The 16,866-nt window shown below is 71.7% G+C and carries 10 protein-coding genes; 5 read left to right on the top strand and 5 right to left on the bottom strand.

Going from position 1 to position 16,866, the window contains the following annotated elements:
* Positions 1–63: 63 nt before the first annotated feature.
* Complete coding sequence (locus tag C9992_RS06940; protein ID WP_200826245.1) at positions 64–2,079, bottom strand: YhgE/Pip family protein; 2,016 nt, start codon at positions 2,077–2,079, stop codon at positions 64–66.
* Positions 2,076–5,009 carry an MMPL family transporter gene (locus tag C9992_RS06935; protein WP_106814868.1) on the bottom strand — a complete coding sequence of 978 codons (2,934 nt, stop codon included), beginning with the start codon at positions 5,007–5,009 and terminating at the stop codon, positions 2,076–2,078. Before C9992_RS06935 ends, C9992_RS06940 begins: the two co-directional genes overlap by 4 nt.
* 134 nt (positions 5,010–5,143) lie before the next feature.
* On the opposite strand from C9992_RS06935, the gene C9992_RS06930 reads away from it, so the two are divergent.
* Positions 5,144–5,797 carry a TetR/AcrR family transcriptional regulator gene (locus C9992_RS06930; RefSeq protein WP_106814867.1) on the top strand — a complete coding sequence of 218 codons (654 nt, stop codon included), beginning with the start codon at positions 5,144–5,146 and terminating at the stop codon, positions 5,795–5,797.
* A 6-nt stretch (positions 5,798–5,803) separates the two neighbouring features.
* On the opposite strand, the gene C9992_RS06925 is transcribed toward C9992_RS06930, so the two are convergent.
* Positions 5,804–6,802 carry an o-succinylbenzoate synthase gene (locus C9992_RS06925; protein ID WP_235008088.1) on the bottom strand — a complete coding sequence of 333 codons (999 nt, stop codon included), beginning with the start codon at positions 6,800–6,802 and terminating at the stop codon, positions 5,804–5,806.
* 103 nt (positions 6,803–6,905) lie between these two features.
* Between C9992_RS06925 and C9992_RS06920 the strand changes: the two genes are divergently transcribed.
* From C9992_RS06920 to C9992_RS06905, 4 genes are all read left to right on the top strand, one after another.
* Positions 6,906–7,241 (top strand): PadR family transcriptional regulator, encoded by a 336-nt coding sequence (locus tag C9992_RS06920; RefSeq protein WP_106814865.1) that lies wholly within the window; start codon positions 6,906–6,908, stop codon positions 7,239–7,241.
* Between the two features lies 1 nt (position 7,242).
* The gene (locus C9992_RS06915) at positions 7,243–8,214 is read left to right on the top strand and encodes a permease prefix domain 1-containing protein (RefSeq protein ID WP_106814864.1); all 972 of its coding nucleotides are present in this window, start codon (positions 7,243–7,245) and stop codon (positions 8,212–8,214) included.
* 9 nt (positions 8,215–8,223) lie between these two features.
* On the top strand, positions 8,224–9,021 hold the full coding sequence (locus tag C9992_RS06910) for an LLM class F420-dependent oxidoreductase (RefSeq protein WP_106814863.1): 798 nt from the start codon (positions 8,224–8,226) through the stop codon (positions 9,019–9,021).
* Positions 9,022–9,325: 304 nt separating this feature from the next.
* Positions 9,326–13,048 (top strand): methionine synthase, encoded by a 3,723-nt coding sequence (locus C9992_RS06905; RefSeq protein WP_106814862.1) that lies wholly within the window; start codon positions 9,326–9,328, stop codon positions 13,046–13,048.
* 178 nt (positions 13,049–13,226) lie between these two features.
* Here C9992_RS06905 and C9992_RS06900 read toward each other — a convergent pair whose 3' ends face one another.
* Together C9992_RS06900 and C9992_RS06895 are read right to left on the bottom strand one after the other, a co-directional pair.
* Positions 13,227–16,205 (bottom strand): ATP-binding cassette domain-containing protein, encoded by a 2,979-nt coding sequence (locus C9992_RS06900; protein ID WP_106814861.1) that lies wholly within the window; start codon positions 16,203–16,205, stop codon positions 13,227–13,229.
* Positions 16,202–16,750: a hypothetical protein gene (locus C9992_RS06895; RefSeq protein WP_106814860.1), complete on the bottom strand. Its 549-nt coding sequence runs from the start codon at positions 16,748–16,750 to the stop codon at positions 16,202–16,204. Before C9992_RS06895 ends, C9992_RS06900 begins: the two co-directional genes overlap by 4 nt.
* Between the last annotated feature and the right edge of the window lie 116 nt (positions 16,751–16,866).

Genomic DNA, 16,866 nt, shown 5'->3' with positions numbered 1-16,866 from the left:
CAGGGGCAACCCTCTCGCCCGGAGGGGTGCCGGCGCCCGACCGGGCACCCCCACCGCAGGGGCCTACGCGGCGGCCGGTGCCGTCTTCAGCAGCGCACGGGCCGACGTGAAGCGTCGCCGCGCGACGACGATCATCGTGGCCGCGAGCGAGAGCACGGTCCAGATCACCAGACCGGCCAGCGCCGCCCCGATGCCGGATGCCGACGTCAGCGCCGCCACCATGCCGTTGTACGCGGGCGAGGTCGGCATGAGACCGGCGATGCTCGACAGCACCCCCGGCACCGTCGACACCACACCCGTCGCGACGGTCAGGACGCCGACGAGAGCCGAGACCCAGCGACCGGCGCCGCCGAGGACGGCTACCAGCGCCTGGTTGACCGCGGCGAAGGCGACGCCCGCCCCCACGCACATCGCGGCGAACACCCACCAATCGCCCCACGCGTACGACGCCGCCAGCTGCACCACGCCCGCCACCAGCAGACCCTGCAGGGCGCCGAGGCCGGCGGCCGGAGCGAACGACCGCAGCGCCAGCAGCGCGGACGGGGAGCGCGAGGTCAGGGCGCGGCGCGAGACGGCCTGCAGGGCGATGAACGTCCCCAGACCGCCGAACCACAGGGCCAGCGTCGCCAGCAGCGGGACGGCGGACGCCCCGAACAGGGACGTGCCCGCGCCCTCGGCCTCGACCGGGTCGGCCACGACCGAGGCGAGATCGGTCGCCTCCTGGTCGGTGTACGACGGCAGGGAATCGGATGCCGTGGCAAGGCCGCTCGCGAGATCCTCGGTGCCGTCGGCGAGCTGCGTCACGCCGTCGGCGAGGCTCGTGGCGCCGGTCGCTGCCTGGTCGATTCCGGCGGCGAGCTGTGATGCACCGGAGGACAGCTGACCGGCGCCGACAGCCGATTGGGAGGCGCCGTCCGCGAGCTGATCGAGGCCGCTGCCGAGTGCGGCGACATTCGTGCCGATCGTGCGGAACTGACGGGCGAACTCCGCGGTCACGCCGGTGTTGACCTGAGCGATCGCGTCCGCGGTGAGCTTCGTGAGGCTCGCCGCGCCGGGGTTCTCGGGGCCGGTTCCGTTGAGGATCGCCGAGGTGGTGCCGACCGATGTCGCGGCGGCGATGAGGCTGTCACAGAATCCCTCCGGGTTCGCGGCGGGGTTGCACTGGGCCGCGAGACCCGGAAGAGTCGCCGCGGCCTTCTTCACTTCGGCTGCCGCGGCGGCGGTCGCCGTCTGCGCCCCTGCCGCCAGTGTGGTCACGTCGGCCGGGACGACACCCGTCTGCTCGAGCGCTGCCGCCCCGGCATTCACACCGGCCGCGAGCTGGTCCGCGCCGTCCGCGGCGCCCGAGATCCCGCTCGCGATCTGCCCGAGCCCGCTCTGCAGCTCACCCGCGCCGGACGCCAAGCCGCTCGCGCCCGACGCGAGCTGCGGCATCCCGTCGGCCAGCTGCGCCGCCCCGTCCGCGGCGGACCGCGCCCCGTCGGCCAGCTGCGTGGCTCCGTCGGCCGCCGTGCCGAGCTGGTCGCCGAGGGTGGTGAAGCCGAGGAACACGTTCTCGAGGTACACGCTCGACAGCTGCGTGCCCATGCTCGTGGCGGCGGCGTTGGCCACCTGTGCGGTGATGGCGTCGTCGACCACGAGGCTGTCGGGAGGAGTGGTGACCTCGATCGTCGCACGCTCCGGCGTCTCGCCAGGCTGCGTCGACGTGGCCGCCGCCGAGAAGTTGGCGGGGATCGTGATGACCGCCGCGTACGTGCCGTCGGCGAGCCCCGCCTCGGCGTCGTCCGCGTTCGAGATGGTCCAGGTGAGGTTGCTGTCGAGGTCATCGGAGCCCTCGACGAGTCCCGCGGTCAGCTGACGGCCGAGCGGAACGGTCTGCCCGTCGATGGTGACCGGCTCATCCTCGTTCACGATCGCCGCCGTCAGGCCGTCCAGCCGCTCGGCCGGGTTGTACAGGGCCGCCACGAGGATGCCGCCGATGACGACGGGCAGCAGCAGCACGCCCACGAGTGTCAGCCAGGTCACGGGGCGGCGGGAGCGTGCGCGCTCGACGGCGGTCGTGATCCAGGTGGGGGTCATGCGTTCACCTCTGCAGGGGGAGTGGTCTGATGAGCACCGCTGCGCAGCGGCAGCGACGACACTTCGTCGCGATGCGCCTCGGCAAGAAGTGCCAGGGCGGCGCTCTCGGTGCGGGCGGTCACGACGACGGTGAGCCTCGCGCTCTCATCTGCCGCGCGCAGAGCGGTTGCGGCATCCCGCAGCAGCGCGCCGGCCTGGTCCCGCTCGGCCGGGTCGAGGGCGTCGACGTCGTCGATGACCACGAGCGCCGTCCTTCCGGAGAGGGCCCGCCGCAGGGCCGGCAGGCGTTCGTCGTCATCGCCGAGGAGGGCCAGCCCGACGTGGGCTCGCACCCAGGCAGCGCGTTCGGGAAGGAGGTGCCCGGCGACCCGCAACCTGCCGTCGGTGGGCGCGAGCCGTCCCGCGACGGTGAGCGCGAATGCTTGCGTCGCGCGCGGGTCCCCGGTCACGATGAGCGTCCCACCGCGCTCGACGCGGAAGCCCGCGTCCTGGAACAGCACCACTTCTCCCGCGGCACCGCCCGCGTCGGCACGCACCGCGACGCCGTCGCCGACGACGGCGGCCGTGGTGTTCGGCTCCGGCCAGTCCTCCAGCGAGAGCTCGCGCTCCACCGCCTCGCCCTCGATATCGAAGTGCGGGAGGATCCGCTCGAGCCACCGCGGCATCCACCACGCCTTGTCGCCCAGCAGCGCCATGACCGCCGGTACGAGGGTCATGCGCACCAGGAAGGCGTCCACGGCGATGCCGACCGCCAGGCCCAACGCGATGGGCTTGATGGACGAGTCGCCCTCGGGGACGAACGCAGCGAAGACGGCGAACATGATGACCGCCGCAGCGGTGACGACGCGGGCCGAGGCCGTGAACCCGGAGCGGACCGCACCGACCGCGATCTCGCGGTCGCCCGGCACGTCGATCGGCCCGGTGTCCGCCGGGGCGCGGCGCCGACGCGCGGCGGCGGCGCGCCGGGCGTGCACGAAGTCCTCGCGCATGCGGCTGACGAGGAACACCTCGTAGTCCATCGCGAGGCCGAAGAGCACGCCCATGAGGATGATCGGCATGAAGCTGATCACCGGGCCGGTGCGGGTGACGTGCAGCACGTCGGCCCCCCACCCCCACTCGAAGACCGCGGCGACCACGCCGAAGGCGGCGAGCACCGACAGCAGGTAGCCGAGCGCCGCTTTGATGGGCACCCAGATCGAGCGGAACACGATCATGAGCAGCACCAGCGACAGGCCGACCACGAAGATCCCGAACGGGAGGAGCGCGGCGCCCAGGCGATCCGAGATGTCGATGCCCACCGCGGTGAAGCCGGTCACCTTGAGGTCGACGCCGTACTCGTCCTGCAGCTCGGGCGCGAGGTCGCGCAGCGCCCGGACGAGGTCGGCGGTGGCCGGGTCGTCGGGCGCCGTCTCGGGCACGATCTGGATGAGACCGGTGTCGGCGGTCTGGTTGGGGGTCGCCAGCGCGACCTCCTTCACGCCCGGCACCTGTTCGATCTCGTCCGCGAGATCCGCCATGAGACCCAGCGGATCCGTCGAGGTGACGATGGTGCCCGTCATGATCAACGGGCCGTTGGCGCCCGGCCCGAAGTGCTCGGCGGTGAGATCGTACGCCTGCCGCGCTTGGCTGGACTCGGGCTGCACGCCGGCGTTCGGCAGAGCGAGCGCGAGGCTCGCCGCGGGGATCGCGAGCACACCGAGCGTGACCACGACGGCGATCGTCGTGACCCACGGGTGCTTCGTGACGAGCATCACCCAGCGGTTCGGCTTCTTGACCGCCGGCGTGCCCTCACCCGCGCCCCTGGCGGCTGCACGTTCCCTGCCGGACTGGTCGCCGCCGGACTCGTCGGCGCCGGCTCTGCGGCGGCGGCCGGGGAGCGGCATCCCCCGACGCGGGCGACCGTGGCCCCACCCGGCGACGCGGCCCTTGGCGAAGCCGAGCAGCGCGGGCGTGAGGGTCACGGCGACGACGACCGCGATCGCGACGGCGACGGCGGCGGCGATGCCCATGGTGGTCAGGAACGGGATGCCGGCGAAGCCGAGCCCGATGAGGGCGATGAGCACCGTCACGCCGGCGAAGACGACGGCCGAGCCCGCCGTGCCGGTCGCGCGGGCGGCCGACTCCTCCGGTTCCACGCCGGCGCGGACCTGGTCCTGATGTCGGGCCACGATGAACAGCGCATAGTCGATGCCGACGGCGAGCCCCAGCATGATCGCGAGCATCGGGGTCGTGGACGAGATCGACGCGAAGGCCGTGGAGAGGTAGATGAGCGCGATCGCCAGGCCCACGCCGATGAGGGCGGACACCAGCGGGAACCACGCCACCGCGAACGAGCGGAACGTGACGATGAGCACGAACAGCGCGATCAGCACGCCCACCGCCTCGATGAGGGAGAGGGCGGGGACCGAGGTGGAGAACAGGTCCCCACCCATCGCGACCTGGGATCCGTCCGGAAGGGACTCGCGGAGGTCATCGGCGACCTCTTCGAGCCCCGCCTTCGTCTCGTCCGAGACGTCGGTGGCCTGCCCGTCGAACTGCAGGCGGATGATGGCGGCGGACTCGTCGTCCGACACCATGCCGGTGACCATCTCGTCGAACGGGTCGGTGACGGCGATCACCCCGTCGAGATCCTCCAACGCCGACACGGTGTCATCGATGGCGCCGGAGTAGGGGGCCTCGTCGATGCTGCCGCCGTCGGCGGCGACGACCACGAGCTGCGCGCTCGTGCCGCTGGCCTGGGGGAAGCTGCGGTCGAGGAGCTCGATGCCCTCCTGCGCCTCGGTCCCGGGGATGGAGAACGAGTTGTCCGTGCCCTTCATGAACACCAGCGCGCCCCCGCCGGCGATGCCCAGAAGCAGCACCCACGCGATCAGCACCCGCCACGGGTGGCGGTACGACCATCGTCCGAGCGCATACAGAAGAGTCGACACAGCGCCTCCGGTTCACGGGTGAGGGGTTCGGAACGTGTCGATACAGCGCTGTATCGGATACATGAGTGTATCGTAAAGCGGGTTGCCGGCCCGAAGCTGAGTAGTCCGTGTGAGACTGGCGGGATGGAGGAGCGATGAGCGAGACGCCCGTGGCCGAGGCGGCAGCGCCCGAGAGCGCCGGCACGTCCCGCCGGCGGGAGGCGACACGCCAGAAGCTCCTGGATGCCGCCGCCCTGGTGTTCGCCGAAGTCGGTGTGGACGCGGCATCCGTCGAGGCGATCTGCGAACGCGCGGGATTCACGCGCGGAGCGTTCTACTCCAACTTCGAGACCAAGGACGAGCTGATGCTCGCTCTCACCGAGCGCGTGGCGGGGGAGAAGATCGACGAGGTCGCCGAGCGCGTCGCCCAGCTGCAGGAGCGGGGTGAGGACCTCGAGCCTGGTGCGCTCGTCCGGCAGTTGCTGGATGTCGCGTTCGACAAGAAGGAGGGAATCCTCCTCACCAGCGAGATCCGCACGCGCGCGATGCGCGATCCGCGCCTGGCGACGACGTATCTGGCCTGGCAGGAGGGGATGGTCGAGCGCGTCGGCTCGTTCATCGAGGAGCTCGCCGGTGCCTACGGGTTCCGGCTGCGGGTGCCGGCGACCGAGTTCGCCGGGGTGATCCTGCAGACCTGGGAGGATGCGTCGGCCTTCGGCATCATGACCGGGCTGAGCGCCGCCGAGACGCAGGCGATGGTGAACGAGCGCACCGCACGACTGGCGACGGCTCTGGTCGACCCCGTCTGAACCGGCTCAGCGCCCGCCCTGCAGCACCGCGTGGCAGCGGGCGAGCCGCTCCCGCCACCAGTGCACGCGATCAGTGGATGCCGCGTGCTCGTCGAGCAGCGCGCGAACCGGGGTGATGCGGCCGACGGGCAGTGAGCCGGCGTCGGGTTCGAGCGGCGGGTCGGCGACGTCGGCGGTGAACAGCGAGGCCGTGCCGAGTCCGCAGTCGTAGTCGAGGTCCGCAAGGGCCGCGGCCAGTGCCACTCCCATCGAGAGGCCGACGGAGGTGTCGAGCGCGCTCGAGACCACCGCCGGAAGACCGGCCTCAGCCACGGTCTCCAGAGCCCGGCGTACCCCGCCGAGGGGCTGGGCCTTGATCACGAGCAGATCGGCGGCGCCGGCTCGCGCGACCGCCAGCGGGTCGGCCGCCTTGCGCACGCTCTCGTCGGCGGCGATCGGGATGCCCATGTACTTCACCCGTCGCCGCAGCTCGGCGAGCTCCTCGACCGTCGTGCACGGCTGCTCGGCGTACTCGAGGTCGAACTCGGCGAGCGCGTGCAGGGCGCGCTCGGCCTCGTCCACGTTCCAGCCGCCGTTGGCGTCGATGCGCACCCGGCCTTCCGGCCCCATCGCCTCGCGCACAGCGCGCACGCGCGCGATGTCGTCCGCCAGTGTCTGGCCGGCTTCGGCGACCTTCACCTTCGCGGTGCGACAGCCGTCGAACCTCTCGAGCACACGGGGGACGGATGCCGCGGCCACCGCCGGCACCGTGGCGTTGACCGGAATGCGCTCGCGCAACGGCGCCGGTCGCGGCATCCAGGCGTCCTCGATGGCGGCGGCGAGCCACGTCGCTGCCTCGGCGTCGCCGTACTCCGTGAACGGCGAGAACTCGGCCCACCCCTCCGGGCCTTCGAAGAGCAGGGCTTCGCGGACGTCGATGCCGCGGAAGCGCGTCGCCAGCGGAAGGGCGACGACGCGCGCGGTGCCGAGGAGGTCGTCGAGGGCCGGAAGGGGGAGCGGTGTCACCGCTTCAGTCTGCCCGGTCGCGTTCGCCCCAGCGCGACAACGTTGGCTGGTCACGTCATAGTGCGCTTGACGATAGTGTGTGACACACAGTATGGTGTGACGCATGAGCGAATCCGAGATCCTCGAGACGCACCTGCAGGAGCTGCGTCGCGGCACCGTCGTGCTCGCCTGCCTGCGGCTGCTCGCACAGCCGGGGTACGGGTACGGCCTGCTCGAAGAGCTCGGCCGGCGCGGCTTCGCCACCGACGCCAACACGCTGTACCCGCTGCTGCGGCGGCTCGAGAAGCAGGGGTTCCTCACCAGCGAGTGGAACACCGACGAGTCCCGCCCGCGCAAGTTCTACCGCACCAGTGCTGCCGGCGCACGCCTGGCGCGCGCCCTCACCGACGACTTCCGCGCGATCGCCGCCGCGATCGACGACCTTCCCCAGGAGGACTGACATGAACACGAGCACCACCCTCACCGACCGATACGTCGACGCTGCGATGCGGACCGTCCCCGAGAGCCAGCGCAGCGACCTCGCTGCCGAGCTGCGGGCCTCCATCGACGACCAGATCGACGCGCGCCTGGAGGCAGGTGAAGAGCATCAGGCCGCCGAGTGGGCCGTGCTCACCGACCTCGGAGACCCCGACAAGCTCGCCGCCCAGTACACCGACCGCCCGCTGTGGCTCGTCGGCCCGCGTTACTTCCTCGACTGGTGGCGGCTGCTGAAGCTGCTGCTGTGGATCGTGCCGCTGTGCACGGTGTTCGGGGTGTCGCTGGCGATGGTGCTCGACGGCGCATCGTTCGGCGAGATCGTCGGGGCGCTCGTGCCGATCCTCCTCAGCGTGGTGGTGCACATCGCGTTCTGGACCACGCTCGTGTTCGTCATCCTGGAGCGCACCGGCCACGAGACGATGGATGCCGGGCCGTGGACGCCCGACCGTCTGCCGGAGCCGCGACAGCGCGGCGCGGGCATGGGTGACATGATCGCCTCGCTCGGCTTCCTCGCCATCATGGTCGGCGTCGTGCTGTGGGACCGCTTCGTCGGCCTCGTGCCCACCGAACCGGGGCTGCCGTTCCTCGACCCGGGTCTGTGGCCCTGGTGGATCACCGGCCTGTTCCTGGTCATGGCGCTCGAGGCGGCGCTCGCCGTCGTGGTGTACGCCGTCGGACGCTGGACCGTCGGGCTCGCCGTGGTCAACGGCATCCTCAATCTCGTCGTCGCGGTGCCCGCGCTGTGGCTGCTCTTCGAGGGACGCCTGATCAACCCGGAGTTCTTCCCCACGATCATCCCCGACGGCGGCGCCGAGGTCGGTGCGATCCTGTCGATCATCGTCGGCTTCGTGATCGCGGGTGTCGCCGTCTGGGATACGACGGATGCCGCCATCAAGGCGGGCCGGGCGCGCCGGGGCGACTCGCGGCGGCCATAGTCTTTCCCCATGCCCCTTCTCGATACTCCTGTGCGCCTCGGCGTACAGCTGCAGCCCCAGCACGCCCCGTACGCCGCCTTCCGCGACGCCGTCCTCCGCCTGGAGGAGATGGGAGTGGACGTACTCTTCAACTGGGACCACTTCTTCCCGCTGTCAGGCGACCCCGACGGCATGCACTTCGAGTCGTGGACGATGCTGGCGGCCTGGGCGGAGCAGACCGAGCGGGTCGAGTTCGGCGCCCTGGTGAACTGCAACAGCTACCGCAACCCCGACCTGCAGGCCGATATGGCGCGCACCGTCGACCACATCTCGGCCAAGAACGGGGTCGGGCGCTTCATCTTCGCGACCGGCTCGGGCTGGTTCGCCCGCGACTACGAGGAGTACGGCTACGAGTTCGGCACTGCGGGCTCGCGCCTGGACGACCTCGCCGCCGGCCTCGAGCGCATCGAGGCGCGGTGGCAGAAGCTGAACCCGGCGCCGACGCGCGAGATCCCGGTGATGATCGGCGGCAAGGGTGAGCAGAAGACGCTGCGCCTGGTGGCCCGTCACGCCGACATCTGGCACAGCTTCGTGCGACCCGACGAGCTGCCTCACAAGCTCGACGTCATCGAGCGCTGGGCCGAGCGCGAGGAGCGCGACACGAGCGACCTGGTGATCTCCAACGAGCTGCACCAGCGCGGCGAGGACTTCGCCGACGAGCTCTACGACGCCGGCGTGCGCCTCTACACCCTCGCCTTCCAGGGCCCGGACTGGGACTACGACCGCGTCCGCGCCTGGCTGCGTTGGCGCGACGCCAAGAACGCCTGACCCCGGCATCCCGCTGGGCGCGGCGGGCGGTTGGCGGGCGGGCCCGGGCGGGCGGATCCGCGAGACTTCATCGGAGCGCCGAAACAGCGGTCGGCGGATGAAGTCTCGGCGCCCGCATGAAGTCTCGCGGTACCTGACTGCGGTATGCCGCCCCGCGGCCGGTTCCGCGAGACTTCATCGGAGCGCCGAAACAGCGGTCGCCGGACGAAGTCTGGGCGCCCGGATGAAGTCTCGCGGTACTTGGGGGTGCCGCAGGGCGTCACGAACGGAAAGACACGGGGATGCCGCGGCTAAAATCGCGCGGGTGACTTCCGCGCCGCCCGCACCCCGGTTCGCTCTCGACATCGAGGGTGTGCCGCGGCCTGAGCGGTCGCAGCGGCTGCTGGACACCCTGCGCGAGCGCGTCGTCATCGCCGACGGTGCGATGGGCACGATGCTGCAGCGGCACGACCTGTCGATCGACACCGATTTCGCCGGCCTCGAGGGCTGCAACGAGATCCTCAACGTCACGCGCCCCGACGTCGTCGCGGCCATCCACGACGCCTACCTCGAGGTGGGGGTCGATGCCGTGGAGACGAACACCTTCGGGGCGAACTGGTCGAACCTCGGGGACTACGGCATCGACGACCGCATCGCCGAGCTCGCCGCCGCCGGCGCCGGCATCGCCCGTGAGCGCGTCGAAGCCGCCGAGCGCTCGGACGGCCGGGTGCGCTGGGTGCTGGGTTCGATGGGACCGGGCACCAAGCTCCCCAGCCTCGGCCATACCACGTACGACCACCTCAAGCAGACGTTCGCGCTGCAGGCCGAGGGGCTGATCGACGGCGGCGCCGACGCTTTCTTGGTCGAGACCTCGCAGGATCTGCTTCAGACGAAGGCGGCGATCAACGGGTGCCGCCAGGCGATCGTGAGCCGAGGCATCCGTCTGCCCATCTTCGTCGAGGTGACCGTCGAGACCACCGGCACCATGCTCATGGGCTCGGAGATCGGCGCCGCACTGACGGCGATCGAGCCGCTCGGCGTCGACGCGATCGGTCTGAACTGCGCCACCGGCCCCACCGAGATGAGCGAGCACCTGCGCCACCTGTCCAAGCACGCCACGGTCCCGATCGCGTGCATGCCCAACGCCGGCCTGCCGGTGCTCACCGCCGACGGCGCGCACTATCCGCTCAGCCCCGCAGAGCTGGCGACCGCGCACGAGCAGTTCGTCCGCGAGTTCGGGCTCGCACTCGTGGGTGGATGCTGCGGCACGACGCCCGAACACCTCGCCGCGGTCGTCGAGCGGCTGGCCGAGCTCCGAGCTGTGCCCTCCTCCCGGTCGTTGAGCGAGGGAGCGCCGGCGACCGAGACGAAACGGGACGAGCGCTCCGCAGGGCCTCGGGGCGTTTCGTCTCGCTTCGCTCGCTCAACGACCGAGGATCCGGGTGTCGCGTCGCTGTATCAGCACGTGTCTTTCCAGCAGGATGCCTCGTACCTGGCGATCGGCGAGCGCACCAACGCGAACGGCTCCAGGGCGTTCCGCGAGGCGATGCTCGAGGAGCGCTGGGACGACTGCGTCGAGATCGCCCGCGACCAGATCCGGGTCGGCGCCCACCTGCTGGACGTGTGCGTCGACTACGTCGGACGCGACGGCGTCGCCGACATCCGCGAGGTGGTCTCTCGCCTGGCGTCCGCCTCGACCCTCCCCCTGGTCGTCGACTCCACGGAGCCCGCCGTGATCCGGGCGGGGCTCGAACTCATCGGCGGCCGGCCGGTCGTGAACTCCGTGAACTACGAGGACGGCGACGGTCCGACGTCGCGCTTCGGCCGCATCATGCCCCTCGTCAAGGAGCACGGCACCGCGGTGGTGGCGCTCACCATCGACGAGCAGGGCCAGGCGCGCACGGCCGACGGCAAGGTCGAGATCGCGTCGCGGCTGGTCGACGAGCTCGTCGGTCAGTGGGGGCTGCGTGTCAGCGACATCATCGTGGACTGCCTGACGTTCCCGATCGCGACCGGGCAGGAGGAGACCAGGCGCGACGCCATCGAGACGATCGAGGCGATCCGCCGCATCACCGCGAAGTACCCGGGGATCAACACGACGCTCGGCGTCTCGAACGTCTCGTTCGGACTCAACCCGGCAGCACGCAGCGTGCTCAACTCGGCCTTCCTGCACGAGGCGGTCGAGGCCGGCCTCACATCCGGCATCATCGACGCCGCGAAGATCGTGCCGCTGGCCTCCCTGTCCGAGGAGCAGCGCAAGGTGGCTCTCGACCTGGTGTGGGATCGCCGCGAGTACGACGCCGACGGCAACGTCACGTACGACCCGCTGGCGCGCATGCTCGACCTCTTCGCCGGCGTCGACACCGCAGCCCTGCGGAACCAGCGCGCCGCCGAGCTCGCTGCGCTCCCCATCGGCGAGCGTCTCGAGCGCCGCATCATCGACGGCGAGGGCAAGGGCCTGGAGACCGACCTGGATCTCGCGCGCGAGGGTGGGCTCACGCCGCTGCAGATCATCAACGACCATCTCCTGGAAGGCATGAAGGTCGTCGGCGAGCGGTTCGGTGCCGGCGAGATGCAACTGCCGTTCGTGCTGCAGTCGGCGGAGGTCATGAAGACCGCCGTGGCACTGCTGGAGCCTCACATGGAGAAGTCGGATGCCTCCGGCAAGGGCCGCATCGTGCTGGCGACGGTGCGCGGCGACGTGCACGACATCGGCAAGAACCTCGTCGACATCATCCTCACCAACAACGGCTACGACGTCATCAACCTGGGGATCAAGCAGCCGATCGCCGACATCATCGCCGCCGCCGAGGAGCACGACGCCGACGTCATCGGGATGTCGGGACTGCTCGTGAAGTCCACGGTCGTGATGAAGGAGAACCTCGAGGAGCTGCAGGCGCGTGGCCTGGCCAAGAAGTGGCCGGTGATTCTCGGTGGCGCCGCGCTGACGCGCGCGTACGTGGAGGACGACCTCGCGGGTCTGTTCGACGGCGAGGTGCGCTACGCGCGCGACGCGTTCGAGGGCCTGGCGCTCATGGAGCCGCTCGTGAAGATCGCCCGCGGCGCCGATCCCGCCGCTGTCGGACTGCCCGCACTCAAGAAGCGACGGCACGCGGCCGGATCCAAGCTCACGCTCACCGAGCCCGAAGCCATGCCGGCACGTTCGGATGTGGCATCCGACAATCCCGTGCCGGCACCGCCGTTCTGGGGCACGCGCATCGTCCGCGGCATCGCGCTGCACGACTACGCGGCGTTCCTCGATGAGCGGGCGACGTTCATGGGGCAGTGGGGCTTGAAGCCGGGGCGCGGCGAGGACGGCGCGTCGTACGAGCAGCTGGTGGAGACGGAGGGACGGCCGCGCCTGCGCTACTGGCTCGACCGCATCCTCGCCGAGGGCATGCTGGACGCCTCGGTCGCATACGGGTACTTCCCGGTCGTGTCGGAGGGCGACGACGTCGTCGTGCTGCATCACGGCGACGATCCGGCCGGCGTGCTCGGCGCTGCCGGGCTCCTTGCTCCCGACCGCGGCTCGGGCGGGGAGGTCGGGGCGGATCGTCTGCGCTTCCACTTCCCTCGGCAGCGCCGCGACCGGCACCTGTGCCTGGCCGACTTCGTCCGGGGGCGGGACTCCGGCCAGGTCGACGTGCTGCCGGTGCAGCTCGTGACCGCCGGCGCGCACATCGACTCCGTCACCGCCCAGCTCTTCGCCGAGGACAAGTACCGCGACTACTACGAGCTCAACGGCCTCGTGATGCAGCTGACTGAGGCGCTCGCCGAGTTCTGGCACGCGCGGATCCGCTCCGAGCTCGGATTCTCGGCCGAGGACCCGACCGAGACGGCGGGCCTGTTCAAGCTCGAGTATCGGGGCGCCCGCTTCTCGCTCGGCTACCCGGCATGCCCCGACATGGAGGATCGCCGGAAGGTCGTCGAGCTGCTCCGGCCCGAGCGGATGGGCGTGGAGCTCAGCGAGGAGCTGCAGCTGCATCCCGAGCAGTCCACCGACGCGTTCGTGTTCCACCACCCCGAGGCCAAGTACTTCTCGGTCTGAGCCGGAGTGCTCGTCGCCGTCGCGGCCGCCGCCGAGGCCGCCGCCCGCGCCCTGAACGCACGACTTACCGTCGAGTGCACGGCTTCTTGTCGAGTGCACGACTTTCGGCCGTCAGCATCCCGTGCGTTGGGCGGGAAGTCGTGCACTCGATCGGCGCGGGACTCCCGCCAGATGACCGTCACGAGAGGGCAGGTGCGTGCTTTCGCGGCGCGGCGCTCGGCTGCGCGCGCGATGCCAGCGGCTTGGCCCGCCGCAGCGCGGCCAGGATCGGCCGGCCCACGACGACGAGCCCGAGGACCGTCGTGATCGCGCGCAGGGTGTCCCATGTGAGCGTCGAGGTCACCAGCGAGTACATCAGGAAGCTCGCGAGGTTGACCGGCAGCGGCGCGCTGCCGTCGTAGGAGATCCCGGTGCCGGAGCCGACGGCGAACGGCCAGAACCACAGGTTCATGAGCAGGCCGAAGGCGTACGACGCGAGGATGCCGTAGGCGCTGAGCAGTGCGATCTCTCCGGCCGGGAGGGGCCGGCCGCCACGCTGCGGTTCACGGCCCGGCAACAGCCCGGCGACCGCGCCCACCCATGCGCACGCGAACATCTGGAACGGCGTCCAGGGCCCGATCGTGCCGGTGATGACGGTGGAGAGGGCGATGGTGGCCATGCCCAGCAGCATCCCGAATCGCGCGCCGTAGGCGCGCCCGGCGAGGATCAGCAGGATGAACACCGCCTCCACGCCGCCCACCCCGGTGCCGGCGATGCGCACCGCCGCGCCGATGGCGGCGAGCGTTCCGAGGAGGGCCAGCATGTGGGCCGACCGGACGCTGCCGTCGAGCGTCGCGATCACCACGAGCGCTGCGAGCGGAACGAGCGCGAGCGCGGCGACCGGCACGGCGGCGTGCGCCTGGGCCGGCACCGCGGTGGCGACCAGCGGCCAGCAGAACGCCCCGAGGGCGACGAGGTTCGCGGCGGCCAGTCCAGCGGGCGCCCACAGCCGTGACCTGGCCGGTGCGCGCCGGAGATCCTGCCGGGCGCCGGATCCCCGACGGGGCGGGCTTCCTCCTGCTGCCCACAACTCAGGCAGATCCGACGCCGCCGCCGGTACGCCCCCGGTATTCCGGCGCGGGATGCCGGGCGCCGGTGGCTCTGCCTGCGTCATGGTCCCGCGCGCCACTGCGCCGACGGTCGCAGAGACCGACTCCGACATGACTCCGCCGCGCATCCCGAGGACCGCGTCGGCCTGGCGGGCCACGTCGGGCTCGTGCGAGGCGACCAGCACAGCGCCTCCCGCCGCGGCGAAGCCGCCCAGGGCGCGCCGCACCAGTTCCCGCGCGGCGGGATCCAGGCCGCGCGTCGGCTCATCGACGAGCAGCGCCCGCGGAGCGCCCGCGAGCTGGATCGCGAGGGCGAGACACCGGCGCTCTCCGGCGGACAGATCACGCGGATGCCGAGCCAGGCGCGCCGTGAACTCGGCGCCGCCCGGATCCAGGCCCAGGAACCCCGCGAACCGCTCGGCCGTCCCCCGAACCGCGGGCCGCTGGGTCGTCGCCCGCCCCGCGTTCGGATCGGAACGCTGTCGCGACGGGTGCCGGCGAGCTGCCATCCGGTCGGCGCGGCGGCATTCGGCCACGACGGTGTCGGAGACGAACAGGTCGTCCGAGGCATCCGGCACCAGGGCGATCCGCCCGGTCGTCTCGACCTCCATGCCCCGTCGGGGCAGCGCGAGCGCGCCGAGCAGACTCGACTTGCCCGCGCCGTTCGGCCCGATCAGCGCCACGATGCGCCCTGCGCGCAGGTCGACATCGGCGCTCGCCACGGCGACCGTGTCGCCGTGTCGCACCGTGATGTCCCGGGCGCGCAGGACGACTTCAGCGTCTTCGAGCGCGGCGGCGTGCAACCTGAGCGGCGGCGGCTTCGGAGCACCGGAACCGTCCCCGCTCGCCGGCTGCGCCACCCGGCTCACGACGCCGTCCTCGATGCGCAGCACGGTGTCGGCCACGTCGGTGAGCGCCTGGACGCGGTGCTCCGCGACGACGACGCACATCCCCGCCTCGTGTGACAGTGCGTCCAGCAGTCGCACGATCCGCCGCCGCGCGTCGGCGTCCAGGTCTGCCAGCGGCTCGTCGACCAGCAGCAGGATCGGGCGCTCCACGACGGCCGCGGCGATCGCCACGAGCGTCGCCTGGCCGGCCGAGAGGCCGCGCGTCGGCCGGTCGAGAAGCTCCGTCACCCCGACTCGATCGGCGATCTCGGTCACGCGCGCGGCCACGATCACCGGCGCCACGCCGCGCAGCTCCAGTGCCAGGCCGATCTCATCCCGCACGCGCTCGGTCAGGAACGCCTCGCGCGGATGCTGCAGCACGACGCCCACCCGCTGCGCGACATCGCGCGGCGGCACGGCGGCGCGGTCGTGACCTGCCACGCGCAGCGAGCCCCGGATCCAGCCCCCGTCGGCGTGCGTGTGCAGCCCGGAGAGCGCGCGCAGCAGGGTGGTCTTGCCCGCGCCGGTGGCTCCCGCCAGGAGGGTGAGAGTGCCCGTCTCGAGCGTGAGCGAGGCCGGCAGGCGCATGCCGCGGAGCGAGTCCGCGCCGGACCCCCATCCGATCTCGACGTCCTCGGCGCGAACCGGCGCCAGGCAATCCCCGTCGAGGCCGCGGCCGGCGAATCCCCGCAGTTCGAGCGCCGCGGCGAGGGTCCCGGCGCGCTCGAGCGTGCGTTCCAGCAGGGGCAGCAGCATCCGGGCGCCGCCGCGCTCGCCGCGCAGCCGCTGAGCGAAGCGCACCGCCCGGGCGCCCTCCGCGAGCGACGGCAGCGTCGCCCACGCGATCGTCAGCGCTCGGGCGATGCCCCTCAGCGGTCCGCGCCGCGACAAGCGCGCGAGCGCGCGGTGTACGTCGACCACAGCGCTGAGCACCCCGAAAGCGAGGATCGTCAAAGCGATCGGGAGAGCACTGGCGGCGGCATCCCACAGGCCGTCGAGGGTGACGGGCCCGAGCATGACGACGTGCGAGAACGGCGCGGGCAGGCGGATCGCGGGCAGCGGCAGCAGCACGACCCCCTCACCGCCGGCGCCGGAGAAGAGGACGCGGTAGACGACGCGAGCCACCACGAACCCGGCGGCGAGAGCCGCCGCGGCACGGAGGGGCCCGGGCCGGAACGTCATGACGCCGGCGCGGCCGGCTCGCCGTTGAGGGTGAACAGCAGCTCGAGCGCGTCGCCCGGTGCCAGCTGCAGGGTCGACAAGCCCTCCTGCGCGTATCCCCACTCGCCCCCGGCCGGCTTGGTCCAGATCGACCAGTACGCGAACGCGGCGGGCATGGACTGGCACGTCTCGAAGTAGTCCGAGCCGTCCTCGGCGGGAATCGCCACGTCCTCGGCCGGCACGCCGTTGACGCGGCACACCACCTGGTCGCCGTACTCGTCGGTGCCTTCCGTGGTCACGTTCACCAGCGTGAGCGCGTCAGCGGCGGCGAGGTTCTCGTCGGTGCCGATGCACCAGGCCTTGCTGTCGCCGTCTTCGAGGGCCGAAGCGTCGATGGCCACCGTGACGCCGGAATCATCGGCGCAGGCCCTGTCGAGCACGACGACCGACTTCGTCTCAGTGGCGCTCGGGGTGGGTTCGGGTGCGGGCGACGAACAGGCGGCGAGGGTCAGCAGCAGGGCAGCGGATGCCGTGGCGGCGGCCGCGGCGCGAAGAGTCGAGGTCACCGGTCCAGGCTAGTTCGCGGGCGCCGGTGTCCGATTCGAGATGACGATGCGTGGCATGCGCCGGCGTGACGCGCCCGCCGGACCGGGTCGTAGGCTGGCCGGGTGAGCGTTTCGGA

The sequence above is a fragment of the Microbacterium timonense genome (assembly GCF_900292075.1).
Lineage (GTDB): Bacteria > Actinomycetota > Actinomycetes > Actinomycetales > Microbacteriaceae > Microbacterium > Microbacterium timonense.
This window is presented reverse-complemented; position numbering and strand designations above follow the sequence as displayed.